General features: G+C 44.7%; 13 protein-coding genes. 1 reads left to right on the top strand and 12 read right to left on the bottom strand.

The window, feature by feature from the left end; all coding sequences use genetic code 11:
• Positions 1–2: 2 nt before the first annotated feature.
• The 3 genes from KQI91_RS00405 to KQI91_RS00395 all read right to left on the bottom strand — a co-directional run bounded on the left by KQI91_RS00405 (position 3) and on the right by KQI91_RS00395 (position 5,098).
• Entirely contained in the window at positions 3–1,604 is a 1,602-nt protein-coding gene (locus tag KQI91_RS00405; protein ID WP_216390906.1) for an amidohydrolase, read from the bottom strand.
• 35 nt (positions 1,605–1,639) lie between these two features.
• Positions 1,640–3,091 (bottom strand): alanine/glycine:cation symporter family protein, encoded by a 1,452-nt coding sequence (locus KQI91_RS00400; RefSeq protein WP_216390905.1) that lies wholly within the window; start codon positions 3,089–3,091, stop codon positions 1,640–1,642.
• A gap of 198 nt (positions 3,092–3,289) precedes the next feature.
• A complete protein-coding gene (locus KQI91_RS00395) occupies positions 3,290–5,098 on the bottom strand; it encodes a Na/Pi cotransporter family protein (RefSeq protein WP_216390904.1) in 1,809 nt (602 codons plus the stop codon).
• Between the two features lie 217 nt (positions 5,099–5,315).
• On the opposite strand from KQI91_RS00395, the gene KQI91_RS00390 reads away from it, so the two are divergent.
• On the top strand, positions 5,316–7,469 hold the full coding sequence (locus KQI91_RS00390) for a SulP family inorganic anion transporter (RefSeq protein WP_216390903.1): 2,154 nt from the start codon (positions 5,316–5,318) through the stop codon (positions 7,467–7,469).
• Between the two features lie 9 nt (positions 7,470–7,478).
• Here the strand turns inward: KQI91_RS00390 and KQI91_RS00385 are convergent, their stop codons facing one another.
• The 9 genes from KQI91_RS00385 to KQI91_RS00345 form a co-directional block, all read right to left on the bottom strand.
• Positions 7,479–8,447, bottom strand: coding sequence for a hypothetical protein (locus KQI91_RS00385; RefSeq protein WP_216390902.1), 969 nt, complete (start codon positions 8,445–8,447; stop codon positions 7,479–7,481).
• Positions 8,448–8,569: 122 nt separating this feature from the next.
• Positions 8,570–9,910, bottom strand: a complete 1,341-nt coding sequence (locus KQI91_RS00380) for a fibronectin type III domain-containing protein (RefSeq protein ID WP_216390901.1) — start codon at positions 9,908–9,910, stop codon at positions 8,570–8,572.
• A 136-nt stretch (positions 9,911–10,046) separates the two neighbouring features.
• Positions 10,047–11,225 (bottom strand): S41 family peptidase, encoded by a 1,179-nt coding sequence (locus KQI91_RS00375; protein ID WP_216390900.1) that lies wholly within the window; start codon positions 11,223–11,225, stop codon positions 10,047–10,049.
• A 131-nt stretch (positions 11,226–11,356) separates the two neighbouring features.
• Complete coding sequence (ftsX, locus tag KQI91_RS00370) at positions 11,357–12,262, bottom strand: permease-like cell division protein FtsX (RefSeq protein WP_216390899.1); 906 nt, start codon at positions 12,260–12,262, stop codon at positions 11,357–11,359.
• Complete coding sequence (gene ftsE, locus KQI91_RS00365; RefSeq protein WP_216390971.1) at positions 12,252–12,935, bottom strand: cell division ATP-binding protein FtsE; 684 nt, start codon at positions 12,933–12,935, stop codon at positions 12,252–12,254. The genes ftsX and ftsE overlap by 11 nt, the downstream gene beginning before the upstream one ends.
• Positions 12,936–13,163: 228 nt before the next feature.
• Positions 13,164–14,252 (bottom strand): PucR family transcriptional regulator, encoded by a 1,089-nt coding sequence (locus tag KQI91_RS00360; RefSeq protein WP_216390898.1) that lies wholly within the window; start codon positions 14,250–14,252, stop codon positions 13,164–13,166.
• A gap of 141 nt (positions 14,253–14,393) precedes the next feature.
• Positions 14,394–15,257 (bottom strand): YitT family protein, encoded by an 864-nt coding sequence (locus KQI91_RS00355; RefSeq protein WP_216390897.1) that lies wholly within the window; start codon positions 15,255–15,257, stop codon positions 14,394–14,396.
• Positions 15,258–15,361: 104 nt separating this feature from the next.
• On the bottom strand, positions 15,362–15,763 hold the full coding sequence (locus KQI91_RS00350) for a PqqD family protein (protein WP_216390896.1): 402 nt from the start codon (positions 15,761–15,763) through the stop codon (positions 15,362–15,364).
• Positions 15,742–17,640, bottom strand: a complete 1,899-nt coding sequence (locus KQI91_RS00345; protein ID WP_216390895.1) for an OPT family oligopeptide transporter — start codon at positions 17,638–17,640, stop codon at positions 15,742–15,744. The genes KQI91_RS00350 and KQI91_RS00345 overlap by 22 nt, the downstream gene beginning before the upstream one ends.
• Between the last annotated feature and the right edge of the window lie 58 nt (positions 17,641–17,698).

Below are 17,698 nucleotides of genomic sequence, written 5' to 3'. Positions count from 1 at the left end.
ACTTATTTCCTCTCAAATACAGTCTTTCCTCCAAGGATCGTCATATCCACCTTGGTGGTCTTGATCTCATCCGGGTCGATCTCGTAAATATCTTTTTCAAGCACAACAAAATCCGCATTCTTGCCGACTTCGATCGTGCCGTTCTCATCCTCTGTGTAAGACGCATAAGCAGCATATTTTGTAAAAAGCTTCACTGCCTCATCTACTGTCAGGCGTTCCGACGGGATCCAGCCCTCTTTCGGCTCTCCTTTTATATTCTTGCGGGTCACGGCAAAATAAATGTTTTCCATTGCATCGAAGCTCACCACCGGTGCATCGGAGCCGCCGGATGCATGGATACCGAGATCCAGCATGGTCTTCCATGCATAAATGCCTTCCATCCGATGTGTTCCGATCGCCGGTTCTACAGTATTCATATCAAGATCGACGAATACCGGCTGGATATATGCCAGAATGTCATTTTCTTTCATTGCTCGCAGGATCCGCGGGTTTGTGATCTGACAGTGGACGATTCCATGTCTGCCCTTGGCATTATCTTTACGGTATGGGGATTTCGCGATTGCTTCGATCACCATATCCATCGCACGGTCGCCAATGCAGTGTACTGCCGCCTGCATCTGATGCTGGTCAAAAAATGCAAACAGCTCATCCAGTTCCTCCTGCGTAAAGGTAATGTTTCCGCAGTTTCCAGGGCTGTCTTCATATGGCTCGTTCATCGCCGCAGTTCTCGCACCAAGGGAGCCATCCTGAATGAGTTTCATCGGCCCGATTGTAAAATGATCGCCCCTCTGACCGGTACGATATCCCTCTTCCACAAATGCCCTGGCATCATCAAAACGTTCAAACAGGCACTGTTCATAATGGCGGACATTCAGCTCGCCTCTCGCATCCAGTGCTTTGTAGGCATTCATGATACGCTTCCAGTTCTTGCCCGGAAGTGCTGCGAGGTCATCAGACTGTACACCGGTAAAGCCGCATTCGTTCAGTTTTTTTGCGCTGTAGGTAATGTAGTTTTCTACTTCCTCCTGTGACGGGGTGTCAAGCAGGGAATAGTAAAACTGTACAGCATTTTCCTTGATCAGACCTGTTTCCAGATCAACATCCTTCTCGATCTCAGAGAACTGAGGAATCGTCTTGAGCAGTTCCAGGCCGCGGCTGTTGCAGACACCTACATGTCCGCAGACTCTGACCATGATGATCGGGATTTCTGTGGACAGGGCATCCAGCTCATCCTTGTGCGGATATCGCGGCTCCGCAAAATGTTCTTCGTTCCATCCGCGGCAGTAAAGCCAGGTCAGCGGTTTATCCGCATGTTCCCCGATACGCTTCCTGGCTGCGTCCAGCATTTCTTCTACGCTGGTGCAGTCAAACAGTTTGACGGAACGCTCTACAAATGCATAATGCAGCATGTGCAGATGCGTGTCCACAAATCCCGGAAGAAGCAGTCTGCCGCCAAGGTCAACTTTTTCATCACAGGCGATCTTCTGTGCCTCTTCGTTGGTTCCTACAAAAACAATTTTGCCATTTTCCACGCCAACCGCTTCTGCTATGTGGCCGGCATCATCTAATGTACGGATTCGTCCGTTAAAAAAAATCTTATCCACTGCTTCTTCATCCTTTATGAATTATTTCTGGTAAATTACTTGTTTTCTTTTGCCTTTTTATCCTCGTAAAAAAGCGCAAGATCTTTGTCTACCTCTCCAATTCCCATGTAACGTGCTTTGTAATCCTTAAGCAGTTTGATAAAGGTTCCGCTTAAGATAAACAGAGTCGCTACGTTTACGAATGTTGGGAATACGGTCGTGAAATCTGCGATCACCCAGAGCTGTGCCGGTGTTCCGTTTCCATAGAGAGTCAGTACAGTTACAAGCAGACCCCATAACGGAGTTCCGAAAATAAATACTTTTTCTGCGACCTTGAGGACTTTCTGATTTCCCTTGAGCCAGTGTTTCAGGATGACACTGTAGTATGTAAACCAGCCTGTAGAAGTGGTCAGGCCAAACAGGAAGATACTGAGTGCGATCAGTGCACGTGCCACAGAACCCATGCCGGATTCAAATGCAGTCAGAGTAAGTTCGGATCCCTGAAGTCCCGAATTCCAGTAACCTGTCACGATAACAACAAGTCCTGTCATAGAGCAGACTACGATAGTATCTGCAAATACTTCAAATGCTCCCATCAGACCCTGTTTTACCGGATGGTCTGTCTTCGCAGAAGCGTGGATCATCGGAGAAGTTCCCCATCCAGCCTCATTGCTGTATACAGAACGGGCAAAACCAAGACGCATACAGGTTGCGACACCAGCTCCCAAAAATCCACCAACAGCAGCCTGTGTGGTAAATGCACCTTTGAAGATCATGCCGAATGCTGCCGGCAGCTGTTCAAAGTTTGTGAGCAGGATAAACAGTGATCCCAGGATATAAAGCAGGCACATGATCGGCGTCATATAAGAGGAGATCACGCCGACCTTCTTTACACCGCCAATGATGATCACATAGATTGCGAGTACATACAAAAGAGACGGTACGATGTATGGAAGTTTGAAGGTACTTCCAACTGCCTCAGATACCGTATAGTTCTGAAGAGTGATAAACCATGTCATAAAGATACATCCACCGAATAATACAGCAAAAATCTTCCAGAACGGAAGCTTCTTCTCATCGCCCAGACCTTTCTGCATATAGTAGGTCGGTCCACCGAGATATTCGCCGTTTGGCTGTTTTTCTCTGTAGTAGACAGCCAGAGTTACCTCTGTCATTTTGATGATCATGGCAAGAAGTGCAGCGACCCACAGCCAGAACAGTGCACCAGGACCTCCCGTTGCGATCGCGGTTGCAACACCGGACATATTGGATACACCAACGGTTCCTCCGATCGCGATGGAAATCGCCTGGAATGGTGTCAGGCTCTTGCCGTCATCTCCACCTTCCTCACGACGTTCTTTGCTGAACATATTTTTGACGATATGTCCAAAGTGACGGAACTGGAAAAATCCGGAGCGGATCGTCAGATAGATTCCTGTTACCAGAATTGTGATCAATAAAGGCAGCCCCCATAACCAGTTTGTTAAGTTTTCGAATAATGCAAACATTCCCTCTCTCCTTTTCTTTTGTTTTGCATAAAAATGCATTACCCCTCATTTTTATTCATTTCAGTATAGCATATACTTTTCTTTATTTCTATGCTAAAGCGGCATTTTCCTAAAACTTTTTCAGCTCATTGCAAAAAAAGTGTAGAACAACTTAAACATTTGCTCTACACTTTCTGTTTACTTAATGATGCTTTTTAATTACTCTACTTCTTCCGGTTCCATACTTAATACATGCTCTGCATTGTCCACAACATCATATTTCTGTCTGTACTCATTGAAGTATGTGTAATATTCCCAGCTGTCTGTCGGATAAACTTTGGAATCATGAATATGAAGATCCGAATCCTGCTCACCGCTCTTTAAGAGTGCGGTCATTGCACTTGCACTATGGGCAGCGATACGTCCGAAGCTGTTCAGGATATCATTGAATACCGTACCTTCTTCCAGTCCACACTCGCCTTTGCTCAGTCGCTCTACATGATGCATCTTCAGCTCATCACAGAGATTCGTAATGACTGCTCCCAGTGGAGCAACTCTCTGTGCCGCTTCTTTATCATCTTTCATAAAAGCATTACACGTCACATTGATTTCTTCACGAACCGCTTCCATAACGACATTCAGTTCATCCCATGCAGCCTGTGAAAACTCTGTATGATTGTCATGCATCTCATTTGCCATATGTGCAATATAGGAAGCATGGTCACCAATTCGCTCAAAGTCATTGATCGTATGCAGATACAGGGAAACCTGTCTGGTCTGTGCAGTATTCATCTCTCGCTTGGTAAGCTGGATCAGATAATCGCCAAGACGACTCTCATACTTGTCGATCAGGTCTTCTTTGCGCTGCACCTTGTCATATTTGTCCTGCTGATAATCATTCAGAAGGTTCATTGCACGGTTGACATTCTTGCGAAGCTTCTTGGACATGCCGTTCATTGCACGATGGCACTGTGCGATCGCAAGAGCCGGATAATTGATCAGACGTTCTTCAAGCAGATCGAAATCTGCCTCGTCTTCCAGCTCCTCGGCACTGTCTTTGACAAGCATGCACACCAGTTTTTCAAGTTTCGGAATAAATGGAAACAGTACCACAACAGTAGCTACACGGAACACGGTATTCAGTGCTGCGATCGTAACTGGTGTCATGATCATATCCATAAATCCAAAATGCACGATTGCATTTGCAGTATAGAAAACGATAGACCACATGATCAAGCCGAACAGGTCATTCATCAGATAGATGAGTGCAGTTCTCTTACCATTTTTGTTTGCTCCGATCGCAGAGATCAGAACCGGACAGGCTGCACCTACACCAATACCAAGAACAATCGGGAATGCACTGGCAAATGTCAGGATACCGGTTACGGAAAGTGCCTGAAGAACACCGACAGTTGCAGATGCACTCTGCAGTACCGCTGTAAAAGCAATACCTACCAGAATACCGGCTATCGGATTTGAAAACATCGTCAACATGTCAATAAATACCGGACTTTCACGAAGCGGTGCTACCGCCCCACTCATTGTCTGCATACCAGTCATAAGAATCGCGAAGCCAAGCATGATGTTTCCGATATTCTTATGTACGGATCTTTTGCAGAACATACGAAGAATGATACCGATCACAGCTACCACTGCGGAAATTGTCGCTGTTGAAAGAATACTTGCAATACCACCGGATCCCTGAATATAAGAAAGACATAGAATCCAACCTGTAATACTGGTTCCGATGTTGGCTCCCATGATGATACCGATCGCCTGTTTCAGCTTCATCATACCGGAGTTTACAAAACCGATGACCATAACGGTAGTCGCTGAAGAAGACTGAATAACACTGGTCACGCAGGTACCAAGTGCAACTCCTTTCAGCGGAGTGTTTGTCATACGGTACAGAAATGCCTCGAGTTTGTTGCCTGCTACAAGTTTCAGGCCATCTCCCATCAAAGACATTCCAAACAGAAATAATGCCACTCCTGAGAGCAAAGATAAGATCATTGAAAATACTGCCATATTTTTTCTCCTCTGTAGTCAGTTGTCCCTGAGAACTCTTCATCAGGACTGACTCCTCCTGTTAAAGTATTTTTTACGTTTTCTTAACTTTGTTTTTTCTTGTTTTTCACATTCCTTATCTATTATGCCATATCAACGACATGATTACAATATTTGATTAAATTGTTTTTTATAATGTTCTCTTATGATACAATACAGTCAGAAAAGGAGGCATCTTATGAAACTGACATTATTTCCTACTCTGAAAAATTATAATCTCAATCATCTTCCCAGGGATATTTTTTCCGGGATCATCATTGCCGCAGTATCCATTCCTATTTCTATGGGATATGCACAGATTTCGGGAATTCCTGCCATCTACGGTCTGTATGGTTCTGTTTTTCCGATCCTGTTTTTTGCTCTGTTTTCTACCTCAAAACAGTTTATCTTTGGCGTTGATGCTGCTCCTGCCGCAATCGTAGGCAGTGCCCTGGCCTCTCTCGGAATTGCAGCGGAATCTGCTGATGCCCTGTACTACGTTCCCATGATCGCACTGTTTGCCGGTCTGTGGCTTCTGCTCTTTTATTTTCTCCACGCAGACCGTATGGTAGACTTCATTTCCACACCAGTCATGGGTGGATTTATCAGTGGAATCTCTCTGACGATCATCTGCATGCAGATTCCGAAGCTGCTCGGAGGCAGTGCAGGATCCGGTGAGATCATTGAGCTTCTGCAGCATATCTTCCTGACATGCCGCAATATCAACTGGCTTTCTCTCGGACTTGGCATCGGTGCCCTGCTTCTGATCCGCCTGTCCAAAAAGATTTTTCCGAAATTTCCGGTTGCAGTCATGATCATGGCTCTTGGCGTACTCTGCACCGTCTTTTTTCATATTGATCAGCACGGTGTCATCCTGCTGCAATCTGTCGAACCGGGACTGCCAACCTTCGTCCTTCCACATTTTGGACAGGTACAGCTGACACAGGTCATCGGCCGCGGTCTGATGGTTGCCGTTGTGATCATGGCCGAAACTCTTCTTGCAGAAAATAACTTTGCATTTAAAAATGATTACAAATTGAATGACCGACAGGAAATCCTTGCCTGTGCTGCCGGAAATATCTCTGCAGCTTTCGTTGGCTGCTGCCCGGTAAACGGAAGCATCTCCCGTACTTCCATGAACGAACAGTATGGAGGTTCTTCCCAGGCGGTCTCCCTTACAGCCGGAATCGTCATGGCAGTCCTTCTCTCAGGATTTACCGGTTTCATTGGCTATCTGCCGGTTCCGGTGCTCACAGCGATTGTCATCTCTGCCCTAATGGATGTCGTTGAAGTCCATCTCGCCGTCCGCCTGTACAAAGTCAGCCGTAATGAATTTTATATCTTTATGGCAGCCTGCATCAGTGTGCTGTTTCTCGGTACGATCTATGGCGTTGTCATCGGCATCCTGCTGTCTTTTACCGCTGTGATCCTCAAGGCCACCAACCCGCCGCGTTCTTTCCGTGGTATCATTCCCGGAAAGGAAGCATATTATGACCTGAAACGTAATCCGCATGCCTATCCGATCCGTCATGTTGTAATCTACCGCTTCAGTGAAAATCTCTTCTTTGCCAATATAAAGATCTTTCAGGAAGACCTGGAAAACAGTCTGAAAGATGATACGCAGGTCGTGATCGTCGATGCCGCATCTGTCAACTCGATCGATATCACTGCCGCTGACCGTCTGGAATCCATCGCTGCCAACATGCAAAAACGAGGGATTCGTTTTTATATCACAGAACATGCCTCCACATTGAATGACCAGATGCGTGCTCTCGGCATTGGACACCTTATCAAGGACGGATGTGTCCGTCGTACCATTCTTGCCGCACTAAACGATGCCGGTATCCAGAAACCTTATGATCTGGAAATCCCCGAAGCAGTCAAAAAACTGGCAGAACTTCGCAGTCAGGCACATCTTCCGGCAGAAGAAGAAAATACTCTCGAAGAATTTGCCTGGGCTTTTGGTAATGACACTGTTGAAGAGCTGGAAAAAGCCACACATCAGATCATTGAACATCTGCATCAGATGCCCGATGTCGAACGGCTCTCCGCAGAAGGTCTGCAGCAGCTTCTTGATAACTGGCATTCTCTTGGTGCACTAGATGAAGATGAGATCCTGCGCCGTATTGAATTACATATTGATGAGCTTCCACTGGAATTGCATAAAGATCATCGTCATATTCTTGACCTGATTGAAAAACGTCGTACACGCATACACGAAAAAATGCTGGAAGAGCACCCGGAACTTGCCGCCCGTCTGGAACAGAACCGCAAGCGTCTGGAGGAACGTCTGGAAAAGCAGAATCCGGAAGCTATGCGCAAATGGAAAGAATGGAAAAAGAGAGAGCACTGACGCTCTCTCTTATCTTATATAAACACCATCCATTCCCATATAGGCCCCTTCCGGGCAGGATTCCTGTGTTTTTTCTCTGCGCAGCTCTGCGACTGCCTCGTAATCACCATCCATCAGATGACTCAGAAGTTTTCTTGAAATTCCCAGGCATATCTTACGTTCATCCGGCTCTTTGTAATCTTCTGTAAAATACGGCAGATCCAATGATACCTCTGCATAAGTATCATAAAGTCTCAGATTACTGCTTTTATCCAGAAACAATTCACAGACCGGTTTATAATATGCCTTATAAAAATCTTCCTCGCTGAACTTCAGCTGTTCTCCTTCTGTATTTCCCTCCGGCTCTCTTAAGATTCCGCAAAGATAGCCATGATCATAATACGTCATACATACAGCTGCCGGATCCGGGCGTACACCATTCAATGTGCCGATTGCCTTCAGCTGATCTGCACCTTTTTTGAGTGCCTGTTCTCTGTAGTTACTTCCGCCCTTTGCCTCCCAGACATTCCAGCTCTGTGAAACCGGGCTATAACCAATCATCTCCGGTCTCCATTCACTTGCAAAGAAATCAATATATTCCCTGTGATCAGGTGTCTCAATCAGATTCAGATTGGTCAGATATTCAGAACCATATAATCTGTGGCTGATCATCTTTGTAAAAAACATACCCATATAATAGGAAATGACACTTTTTTCAGAGGAATCCAGATATGCGATCTTCTTGGACTTTTTTAACCGGTCGCCCTCCGTCTCCAGCGCTGTTTCCACCAGGAAAAGCTTATACAAAGTTTCCAGTCGTTTTTTCTCCGGAAAAGCTGCTGTCAGTCTCTGTATCGGCATACCACAGGTAAGAATCGCATGAAGCAGTTCTTTGTTGGTAAATTCCAGTTCTACGGTATTATTGGTCAAGCCGCTGTCGCTATAATGATTCTCCGTCTCCAGCGACATGGTATATGTTTTATCTTCTGTTAAAATCATGAGCCTTCTCCTTGCATTCTGCAAAAATATCTATATTATTATAGCATTTTATTCTTAACCTGTGCAATGGATTTTACAAAAAGAAACGGCTGATTTCTCTCGAAACCAACCGTAATGATTCTTTATTTCATGTAAGTATACAGCCACTGATAAACCTTTGCCTGTCTCGTCTTATATGTACCTACCTGATTTCCGTAATCTGATGCAAGTGCATTGTAAACATTGATCAGATTGTATGGTTTTTTTGTCTTGCCAAGAACTCTTGTCACAGCAGTATAACCGCCCTGATGACGGATATTAATAAACATGCCAACTGCCTGTACATCTGTTACTCCAAGATTGCGGACCTCTGATTCATATGCTGCAATCTGCTCATACATAAGCTGATCCTGGCATTTCTTTCCGGTATCGGAACTGATGATCTTTACAATGATACTCTGGTATTTTGTATCTTTGTATGTAGACCAGTTTTTGTTGCATACATCATTCCACAGTCCGTTGGATGTATCATATTTCTTCCATGCAGTATCTCCCATGGTCTGGTGGATTAGTTTGAGAAGTTTCTGAGCTTCTGTACCATACCACTGTCCTGCACCGATCGTGATCGCATGCTCCGCGCTGCTGTTTGTATATGCCCTGGTAAAATCTGCATAATCCTGTTTGCCGTAAACCTGTCCTCCGGTCTCTACTGCATAAAGGATCTTTTTCATGACATCTTTCTGTGCTGCGGTAAATTTCGAATTGCTGACAGATGTTCCTGCCGAATTGCTGTTGGAAGTATTTGCCGCCGGTGCTTTTGGTGTTGTAACCTGATTGCTCAGCTTCACTGCGGACATGTATTTCACTCCGCCGCCTTTTTTGTATGGACGCACCGTATATACATATTTTGTATTTGCACTTACCTTTGCATCTGCATAAGAAGACTGTGTCTTTGCAACATCTGCAACAACCGCCCAGCTTCCGTTAACTACTTTTCGGTAAATACGATATCCGTCTGAACGGGTATTCTTTTTCCAGGACACATTCACCTTACTGCTGGATGCAGCCTTAGCGGTCGTTGTTGTCGTTGCCGGACGGGTTGCTCCTGTGGCTGCCACATATTTGCTGTAAACATATTTGCCATTTTCCTTGCGATATGCACGGACAGCATACTGGTATGGCTTGCTGGATGTAAGTCCACGGTTCAGATAAGTAGTAGTGCCTGCCTTTACTGTTTTGATCCTTGTATATGATTTTTTGACTGATTCTCTTCGGTAGATCACATAACCCTGCGCAGAAGAAATTTTGTTCCATTCTATTCTGAGGGCAGTATTACTGGAAGCCTTTATCTTTGTCTTTACAGTTGCTGTTTTTATACTGGATGCCGCATGGACGGGGGTATCCGTCACCAGCACTGCACTCAGCATCAGAAACAATATAAATACCAGTGCGATGCTTCTTTTGTATCTGCCTGTCTTGCTCATTTAATCGTTCCTTTCTTAAACACGCCAAAGCCTTCATGTTGTATTTTAAGTAAGAATCAAAGAAAAAGCAAGTCTTTTTTTACATTTATTTTAAATTTGTTAAATTTGTCTTACGTCATTTTTCGTCTTTTCAATATCATTCTTCATCCAGCGTGCGGATTGCTTCCTGAAGCTGATTGTCTTCCGCATGCGTAATCTCTGTTTTATTCAGAAGCTCTGCTGCCAGTTTGACCTCTACATCCGGCTTAATCCCGGTCTTATTAATAGAATTTCCGTTTGGTGTATAATAATTGGAAATCGTCAGTTTGACCGCACTGCCGTCTTTTAACTGCTGCAGTTCCTGTACAACTCCCTTTCCATAAGTCGTAGTACCCACGATTTTTCCGATTCCATAGTCCTGCACCGCTCCCGCAAAAATTTCGGATGCACTGGCACTGCTTTCATTCACAAGAACCGCAAGCGGCATATCCAGCTTATTTTTGCCATCACAGGTTTCTTCCTCGCGATTGCCGTTTTTATCCTCCGTATATACGATCAGACCTTCCGGAAGGATTTCACGCAAAATCTCGCAGACAGATGTCAGCAGCCCTCCCGGATTATCTCTGAGATCAACTACCATTCTCTGCATCCCCTGTTCTTTGAGATCTGCAAAAGCCTCCCTGTACTGCTGTGCTGCCACCCCGGTAAACTGCGTGATCTGAATATAACCGGTCGTTTCGTCCAGCATCTCGCTGAACACTGCCGGAAGTTCCACGTCTGTAACTTTTACGGAAATCTCAAGTGGTTCTTCCTCATCTTCTCTCTGCACGGTCAGAACGATCTCTTTGTCCTTATTTTCCCGAATCAGGCTCACTACATCCGAAAGCTCCATATCTGTGACATCAGTCTCATCAATTGCAGTGACTACGTCTCCGGCGATCAGACCTGCTTCTTTGCCAGATCCGCCCTCATAGCACTCTGCGATCTGCACCCCGCCATTTTTATTCTTCTGTATGGAAACTCCGATTCCCACATAAGAGCCTTCTGTCGTTGCAGTCTCCTGTGCATATTCCTCCGCGGTATAATAGCGGGAATACACATCTCCAAGTCCATAGATCAATCCGGCATATATTCCCTCTGCCAGCTCATCTTCGTCAACCTCTCCCAGATATTTCTGATCGATCAGACTTTCCAGATACTCTACTTTCTTTACATGAGACGAATCTGCCAGTACTCCACTCCCTGTGTCCCTCTGTGCCAGCTGCAGTCCGCCAGCTGCCAGTGCCGTTACCAGTACCCCTGTTAAAATCCCTGTCATATATTCTTTATGTTTCATTTCAACTGCCTTTCTCATCATTTCCTTTTCTGTTGTTTTTTAATATAACATAAGCGGCACAGACTTTAAAGTCCATGCCGCTCTTTCTTATATCTGCTCATGCGAATTCAACGCTTTTGCCCTGGTATCTGTTATACTCTCAGGTGCTTTCTTGTTGTCAGTAAGCTTCCGATAAAACCGATTCCGATTCCAAGTGCCAGACCGACCGGAAGAAGGATCTGATAGATCTGCCATACCGGAATAAATGCAACCACACCTGTCAGAACGCTGAATTTATTTAAAATGTATTCCACTACTGTATTGTAAAGGAAATACAGTGCTGTCAGTGGGATTGCCGCACCGATCACGCCGAGTACCATACCTTCCAGAAGGAACGGCGCACGGACAAATGCATCTGTCGCACCAATGTATTTCATGATTCCAATCTCTTCCTTACGAACAGAAATACCTACAGAAACAGTATTGCTGATCAGGAAGATAGAAATGATCAGAAGAATCGCAATGATCACAATAGATGCATAGGAAACCAGTTTGTTAAAGCTTCCCAGTGTATTGGCTGCCTGCTCAGACTGATTTACTTCTCTTACATGATCCAGTCCCTGAATATAAGTTACCAGCTCTGTCTGTTTCTCAATCTGATTCAGATATACATGGTAGTTTGAAGAATTAACAAGCGGGTTATCATCCTTAAATCCCTCTGCCGCATCAGATCCCTGGAAATACTGATCTTTAAAATTCTGCCATGCCTGATCAGCAGACTCGAATTCAATTCTCTCTACTTCCGGACGTGCCTGAATCAGATTTCCGACTTCCTGCATCTGTTCTTCTGTTGTTCCTTCATCAAAAAATACCGTGACCGGTACTTCCTGTTCTACTTTATGTGCAATATTATCTACATTTGTTACAAGTGAGTAGAAAACGCCCACCAGAAAAATGCATGCTGCCATGGTCAGAATGGATGCAATGGAAAACATCCAGTTTCTTTTTATATTTTTGATACCCTGTTTGAGAGTATACCAGATTGTACTAGGCCTCATGATATCCTCCTTCTTTTTCATCGCTGACGATCACGCCGTCATGCATGGTAACAACTCGTTTCTTCATTGCATTTACGATTTCTTTGTTGTGCGTAACTACAAGAACAGTCGTACCACGTTCATTGATCTGTTCCAGAAGCTTCATGATCTCCTCAGAAGTTTTCGGGTCCAGATTTCCGGTAGGCTCATCTGCCAGCAAAATATCCGGGCGGTTTACCAGAGCTCTCGCAAGTGCCACTCTCTGCTGCTCACCACCGGAAAGTTCATCCGGAAAAGATTTGTATTTCTCAGCAAGCCCTACTTCCTGCAGTACTTCCGGAACACGTCTGCGGATCACTCGTGTCGGTCTTCCGATAACACGCTGTGCAAACGCTACGTTTTCATAGACATTACGGTCTTTCAGAAGACGGAAGTCCTGAAATACAACGCCAAGTTTACGACGATATTTTGCTACACGGCGATGTTTCATCTTCTCCAGTCGCTCCCCGCTGACAACCATCTGTCCGCTGGTACTGTCCAGTTCCTTCATCAGTAATTTGATCAGTGTGGATTTCCCTGATCCGCTGCTGCCGACTACAAATACAAATTCTCCTTTATCCACGTGCAAATTTGCATGGTTCACAGCCGGAAGGCCCTTGCCATACGATTTTGTCACATCAATCAGATCGATCATCGTTTCCATATTATCCTCCTCTGTCTCTATCCGGTTCAAACAAGTCTGTCTTTCTTTTTCAAAACAGCACTTCTTCGAACCCCATAAAAAATGCTGCCAGAGTCCCGGCAGCATTTCTTGCACACTTCCTGCATCCTGCGGTATGATTTATTAACATTTCGTAACAATGTTGTAACATATTTCATAGCGGAATGCAAGCATTTTTATTGAATTCACGAAATTTTCATATTAATACTCAAGTGTCTCCATGTACTTCATGTAGCGTACGACCATCAGTGCAATCTTAAATGTGATCGCATCTTCAAATACACGAAGATCGAGTCCGGTGCTCTTCTGAAGCTTATCCAGACGATATACCAGTGTATTTCTGTGGATGTAAAGCTGTCTGGATGTCTCAGATACATTCAGACTGTTCTCAAAGAACTTGTCGATCGTGACAAGCGTCTCCTCATCAAAATCATCCGGAGATTTATTCTCAAAGATTTCTTTGATGAACATTTTGCACAGCGGGATCGGAAGCTGATAGATCAGACGGCCAATACCAAGGGAGCTGTATGCAATGACATCTTTTTCAGCGAAAAAGATCTTACCGACATCCAGTGCCATCCTTGCTTCCTTGTAGGAACGTGAAACTTCTTTCAGTTCATTTACGATCGTACCGTATGCAATATGTGTCTCTTCATTCTGATTCAGACCAAGCGTATCCAGAATGGCATGCGCAAGCTTGTCCATCTCCGCATAACCTTCTCCGTCTTCCAGTTCCTTGACAATGATAATGCTCTTTTCATCGACTGCGGTAATAAAATCTTTGCTCTTGCCGCCAAAGAAGCTCTTTACGCTTTCCATGGAGCTGTGGTCTTTTTCCTGCTGAAGCTCCAGAATCATAACTACACGACGGACATCTGCATCAATGTGGAGTTTCTTTGCCCGATTATAAATATCTACCAGAAGCAGGTTATCAAGAAGAAGGTTCTTGATAAAACTGTCCTTGTCAAAACGCTCTTTGTATGCAACGATCAGATTCTGAATCTGGAATGCTGCAAGTTTTCCTACCATATAAGTATCTTCGTCGTCACCATGTGCAACCAGTATATATTCCAGCTGATAGTCATCACAGACTTTAAAATACTGGAAGCCCTTTACAAGCTGACTGTCTGCCTGGGACTCCACAAATGCCTGTATATCCCCTGGCTGAATTGAAAAGTCTGCAAACGTTGTTGCAAGCACCTTTCCCTCTGTGTCAATAATGCAGAATTCTGTTCTGGATATTTCTTTTAATCCCTCTAGTGTATTCTGTAGTACCTGATTTGATATCATCTGCTTACATCCCTTCCCGCTGCCTGCGTTTATTTCGCCTTTTTCCCCATAGCTTAGCTTCGTTAGTTGTTATTTTAATACAAAATCACCAAAAATAAAAGACCAAAACTTAATTTTTTTGCATTTTTTTGTGTATAATTCCTATTTTTCTATGAAACCTTCCCCATGAACCTCTCTCGCATCGCCCACAATAACAAATGCATTCTCATCAATTTCGTCAATTTTCTCCTTCAGCTGCACCAGTTCTTTCTTTCCAACCACACAGAACAGCATCAGTTTATCCTCTCCGGAATACATTCCTTTTGCAGAAATTCCTGTGATCCCACGATCCAGATCTTCCATGACCATCCTGGAAACTTCATCCGGCTTATCCGTAATAATGTAAACAGATTTTGAAAATTTCAAACCTTCAATAATTCCATCCGATACTTTGGTGACAAGAAAAACTGCAATGATCGCATAAAGTGCACGCTCCACGCCAAATACATACATACCGACAACTACAACTGCCCCGTCAATAAACTGCATGATCTGCGCAATGGAGTAATGTCTCAGGTAATTCTGCACAATGGCTGCAAGAAGATCTGTTCCTCCCGTCGTTCCTCCCCCAAGGAACACAAAACCGATACCAATACCCTGCAGAAGTCCACCATATAAAGCAACCAGAAGAAAGTCTCCGGACAGTTTCCATGCCGGAAGGACTGCCAGCCACACAGTCAGTGACAGATCTCCCAGAAGCGCTTTTTTGACAAATGGAACTCCCTTTATTTTTGCCGCGAGAAGAAATACCGGAACGTTTAAAACAAGGTTTGTTACCCAGAGTGGAATTCCATTTCCATATAAATTTTTTGTCCCTGCCTTGACCAGGATCGCGATACCGGAAAAACCTCCGGTTACCAGCCCTGCCGCATCAAAACAGGATGTAATTGCGGTTGCCATCAGAGCAGTTCCGACAATGATCAGCAGATATTCCATATACCATGGTTTTTTGCCCGTAATCTTCATAAGTTCTCCTTTCTAATCTCCTGTCGCTGTACTGTGATAAAGTATCCCTTAACCCAAAAGAACGGGAACAGCGTCTGTTTGCTGTTTCCCGTTCTTAGTGTGCCCTATTTGGAAGGCATATTTGCAAATTTAATAAAATGATAGCTCTCAACGATCTGGAAATATTTGATGATTCGCGGATACAGCGGTTCTGCCGCTTCCCCGAACTCTTCTTTCACCAGTGCTGCGATATCTGTGACAGTACGTTTCCCGTCGATCAGCGGCCAGATAAAAGTTCCCTGTGCATCCAGATGTACCTTCGTATATCGCGGTTTGTTGAATACATTCTGTGCAATCTTGTTGAACCAGCCTGTATTCTCCACATCCAGAATCACACGCCCCTTGATATCTTTATGCCAGTGAAGTTCTTCGGATTTCACCGGAATCAGATCCAGATAGTTGATATCCATATTTTGTTTTTTGCTTTTTTTATTCTGTTTTCTCATCAGGCTTTTTTCTTTTTCCATAAGGAGAATTTCAGCAGTGTCAGGATCATGATGATCATGAGAACAACACCACCAATGTTACCAAAGTTTACAACACCGGATACATCCAGGCTGATACCTGCAACTGCAAGAATAGCAAGTGCGATACCTACCAGACCTTCACCGGCGATCATACCGGCACAGTACAGCGTACCGTCTGTAACCTGATCGTTCTTTGTCTTTTCATCAACGTTCTTTCTGCCATCCATAAACATACGAACAACACCACCGATCATAATGGTTGCATTCAGGTAGATTGGAAGGTAGAGACCGATTGCGAATGGCATTACCGGAATTCTTAAGATTTCCATACCAAGTGCAAGGAATACACCGATGAATACAAGTGCCCATGGAAGGTTTCCTCCCATGATACCTTCAACGATCATTTTCATAAGACCAGCCTGTGGAGCCGGAACTTCTGCTCCGCCGTATCCCCATGCTGCATCCAGAAGATACAGAACACCACCGATTGCAAGACCGGAAGCAACAACACCGATCAGCTCACCGATCTGCTGTGTCTTAGGAGTTGCACCAAGAAGGAATCCTGTCTTAAGGTCCTGAGAAGTATCACCTGCGATAGCTGCAATGATACAGATTACAGAACCAATTGCGATAGCTGCTTTCATACCGTCGATTCCAGTCTGTCCGCTGCTTTTGATCACCATTGTGGAAATCAGGAGTGTAGCGATTGCCATACCGGAAACCGGGTTGTTGGAACTTCCGATCATACCTACCATACGGGAAGATACAGTTGCAAAGAAGAATCCAAAGATTACGATAAGGAGTGCTCCGAGCGGATTAACCGGGATAGCCGGTACTGCCCAGATGATCACTACCATTGCAACGATACCGATCAGGATGAAGTTCATCGGAAGGTCTCTGTCTGTTCTTGCAGTTCCCTTTACAGATCCGCCCTTCATGCTCTTCATGGAATCGCGGAATGTGCTGACGATCAGAGGCAGAGATTTGATCAGGGAAATAATACCACCGGTAGCAATTGCACCAGCACCGATGTATTTTACATATTTGCTCCAGATTGCTGCTGCTCCTCCTGCTGCATAGAGCTGAGAAATAGTCACACCCGGATCAGCCGGATACAGCCATGTGTCTGGTCCGAACAGGCAGATCATCGGGATGATCACGAGCCATCCAACGATAGAACCCACAAACATGAAAGATGCGATACGTGGTCCTACGATATAACCAACACCGAGAAGTGCCGGATATACTTCCATACCGATTTCACCCTTGAAGGATGTAAATGCTGCAGAAACGTCTGCCGGAATCACCTTCAGACCATCTACTACAAATTTGAATACTGCTGCAAGTCCCATACCTGAGAATACAGTAGATGCGTTAGCACCACCCTCTTCACCGGCAAGAAGTACGTCTGCACAGGCAGTTCCTTCCGGATAAAGCAGTGTTGCATGCTCTTTTACGATCAGAGCGTTACGAAGCGGTACCATGAAAAGCACACCAAGGATACCACCGCAAAGTGCGATCAGAGTGATCTCAACCAGGCTTGGTTTGTCACACAGACCTTCTTCTGCCCATAAAAAAAGAGCAGGCATTGTGAAAATAGCACCTGCTGCAAGTGATTCACCGGCGGAACCGATGGTCTGTACCAGGTTGCTCTCCAGAATGGAGTTTTTCTTCATGATGACACGGATAACACCCATAGAAATAACTGCTGCCGGAATAGATGCAGAAACAGTCATACCGACACGAAGTCCGAGGTATGCGTTTGCGGCACCGAATACGATAGCAAGGATGACACCCATGATCACTGATGTCACCGTCATTTCTGCTGTGACTTTTTCAGCAGGAATATACGGTTTGAACTCTTTGTTGTCGTTCATTGATTTCCTCTCCCTTGTTTTTATTGGTATATAAACCTAAGATTATTATAACCGACTC

This window comes from Blautia sp. MSJ-19, from assembly GCF_018918125.1.
GTDB lineage: Bacteria > Bacillota > Clostridia > Lachnospirales > Lachnospiraceae > Blautia_A.
Note: the sequence above shows the minus strand (reverse complement) of the source record. Positions and strands in the feature narration are given on the sequence as shown.

Excerpts from the sequence above, each read along its gene's own strand:
- KQI91_RS00400 (WP_216390905.1), bottom strand. The coding sequence starts at position 3,091 with ATGTTTGCATTATTCGAAAACTTAACAAACTGGTTATGGGGGCTGCCT.
- KQI91_RS00395 (WP_216390904.1), bottom strand. The coding sequence starts at position 5,098 with ATGGCAGTATTTTCAATGATCTTATCTTTGCTCTCAGGAGTGGCATTA.
- KQI91_RS00390 (WP_216390903.1), top strand. The coding sequence starts at position 5,316 with ATGAAACTGACATTATTTCCTACTCTGAAAAATTATAATCTCAATCAT.
- KQI91_RS00385 (WP_216390902.1), bottom strand. The coding sequence starts at position 8,447 with ATGATTTTAACAGAAGATAAAACATATACCATGTCGCTGGAGACGGAG.
- KQI91_RS00380 (WP_216390901.1), bottom strand. The coding sequence starts at position 9,910 with ATGAGCAAGACAGGCAGATACAAAAGAAGCATCGCACTGGTATTTATA.
- KQI91_RS00375 (WP_216390900.1), bottom strand. The coding sequence starts at position 11,225 with ATGAAACATAAAGAATATATGACAGGGATTTTAACAGGGGTACTGGTA.
- ftsX (WP_216390899.1), bottom strand. The coding sequence starts at position 12,262 with ATGAGGCCTAGTACAATCTGGTATACTCTCAAACAGGGTATCAAAAAT.
- ftsE (WP_216390971.1), bottom strand. The coding sequence starts at position 12,935 with ATGATCGATCTGATTGATGTGACAAAATCGTATGGCAAGGGCCTTCCG.
- KQI91_RS00360 (WP_216390898.1), bottom strand. The coding sequence starts at position 14,252 with ATGATATCAAATCAGGTACTACAGAATACACTAGAGGGATTAAAAGAA.
- KQI91_RS00355 (WP_216390897.1), bottom strand. The coding sequence starts at position 15,257 with ATGAAGATTACGGGCAAAAAACCATGGTATATGGAATATCTGCTGATC.
- KQI91_RS00350 (WP_216390896.1), bottom strand. The coding sequence starts at position 15,763 with ATGGAAAAAGAAAAAAGCCTGATGAGAAAACAGAATAAAAAAAGCAAA.
- KQI91_RS00345 (WP_216390895.1), bottom strand. The coding sequence starts at position 17,640 with ATGAACGACAACAAAGAGTTCAAACCGTATATTCCTGCTGAAAAAGTC.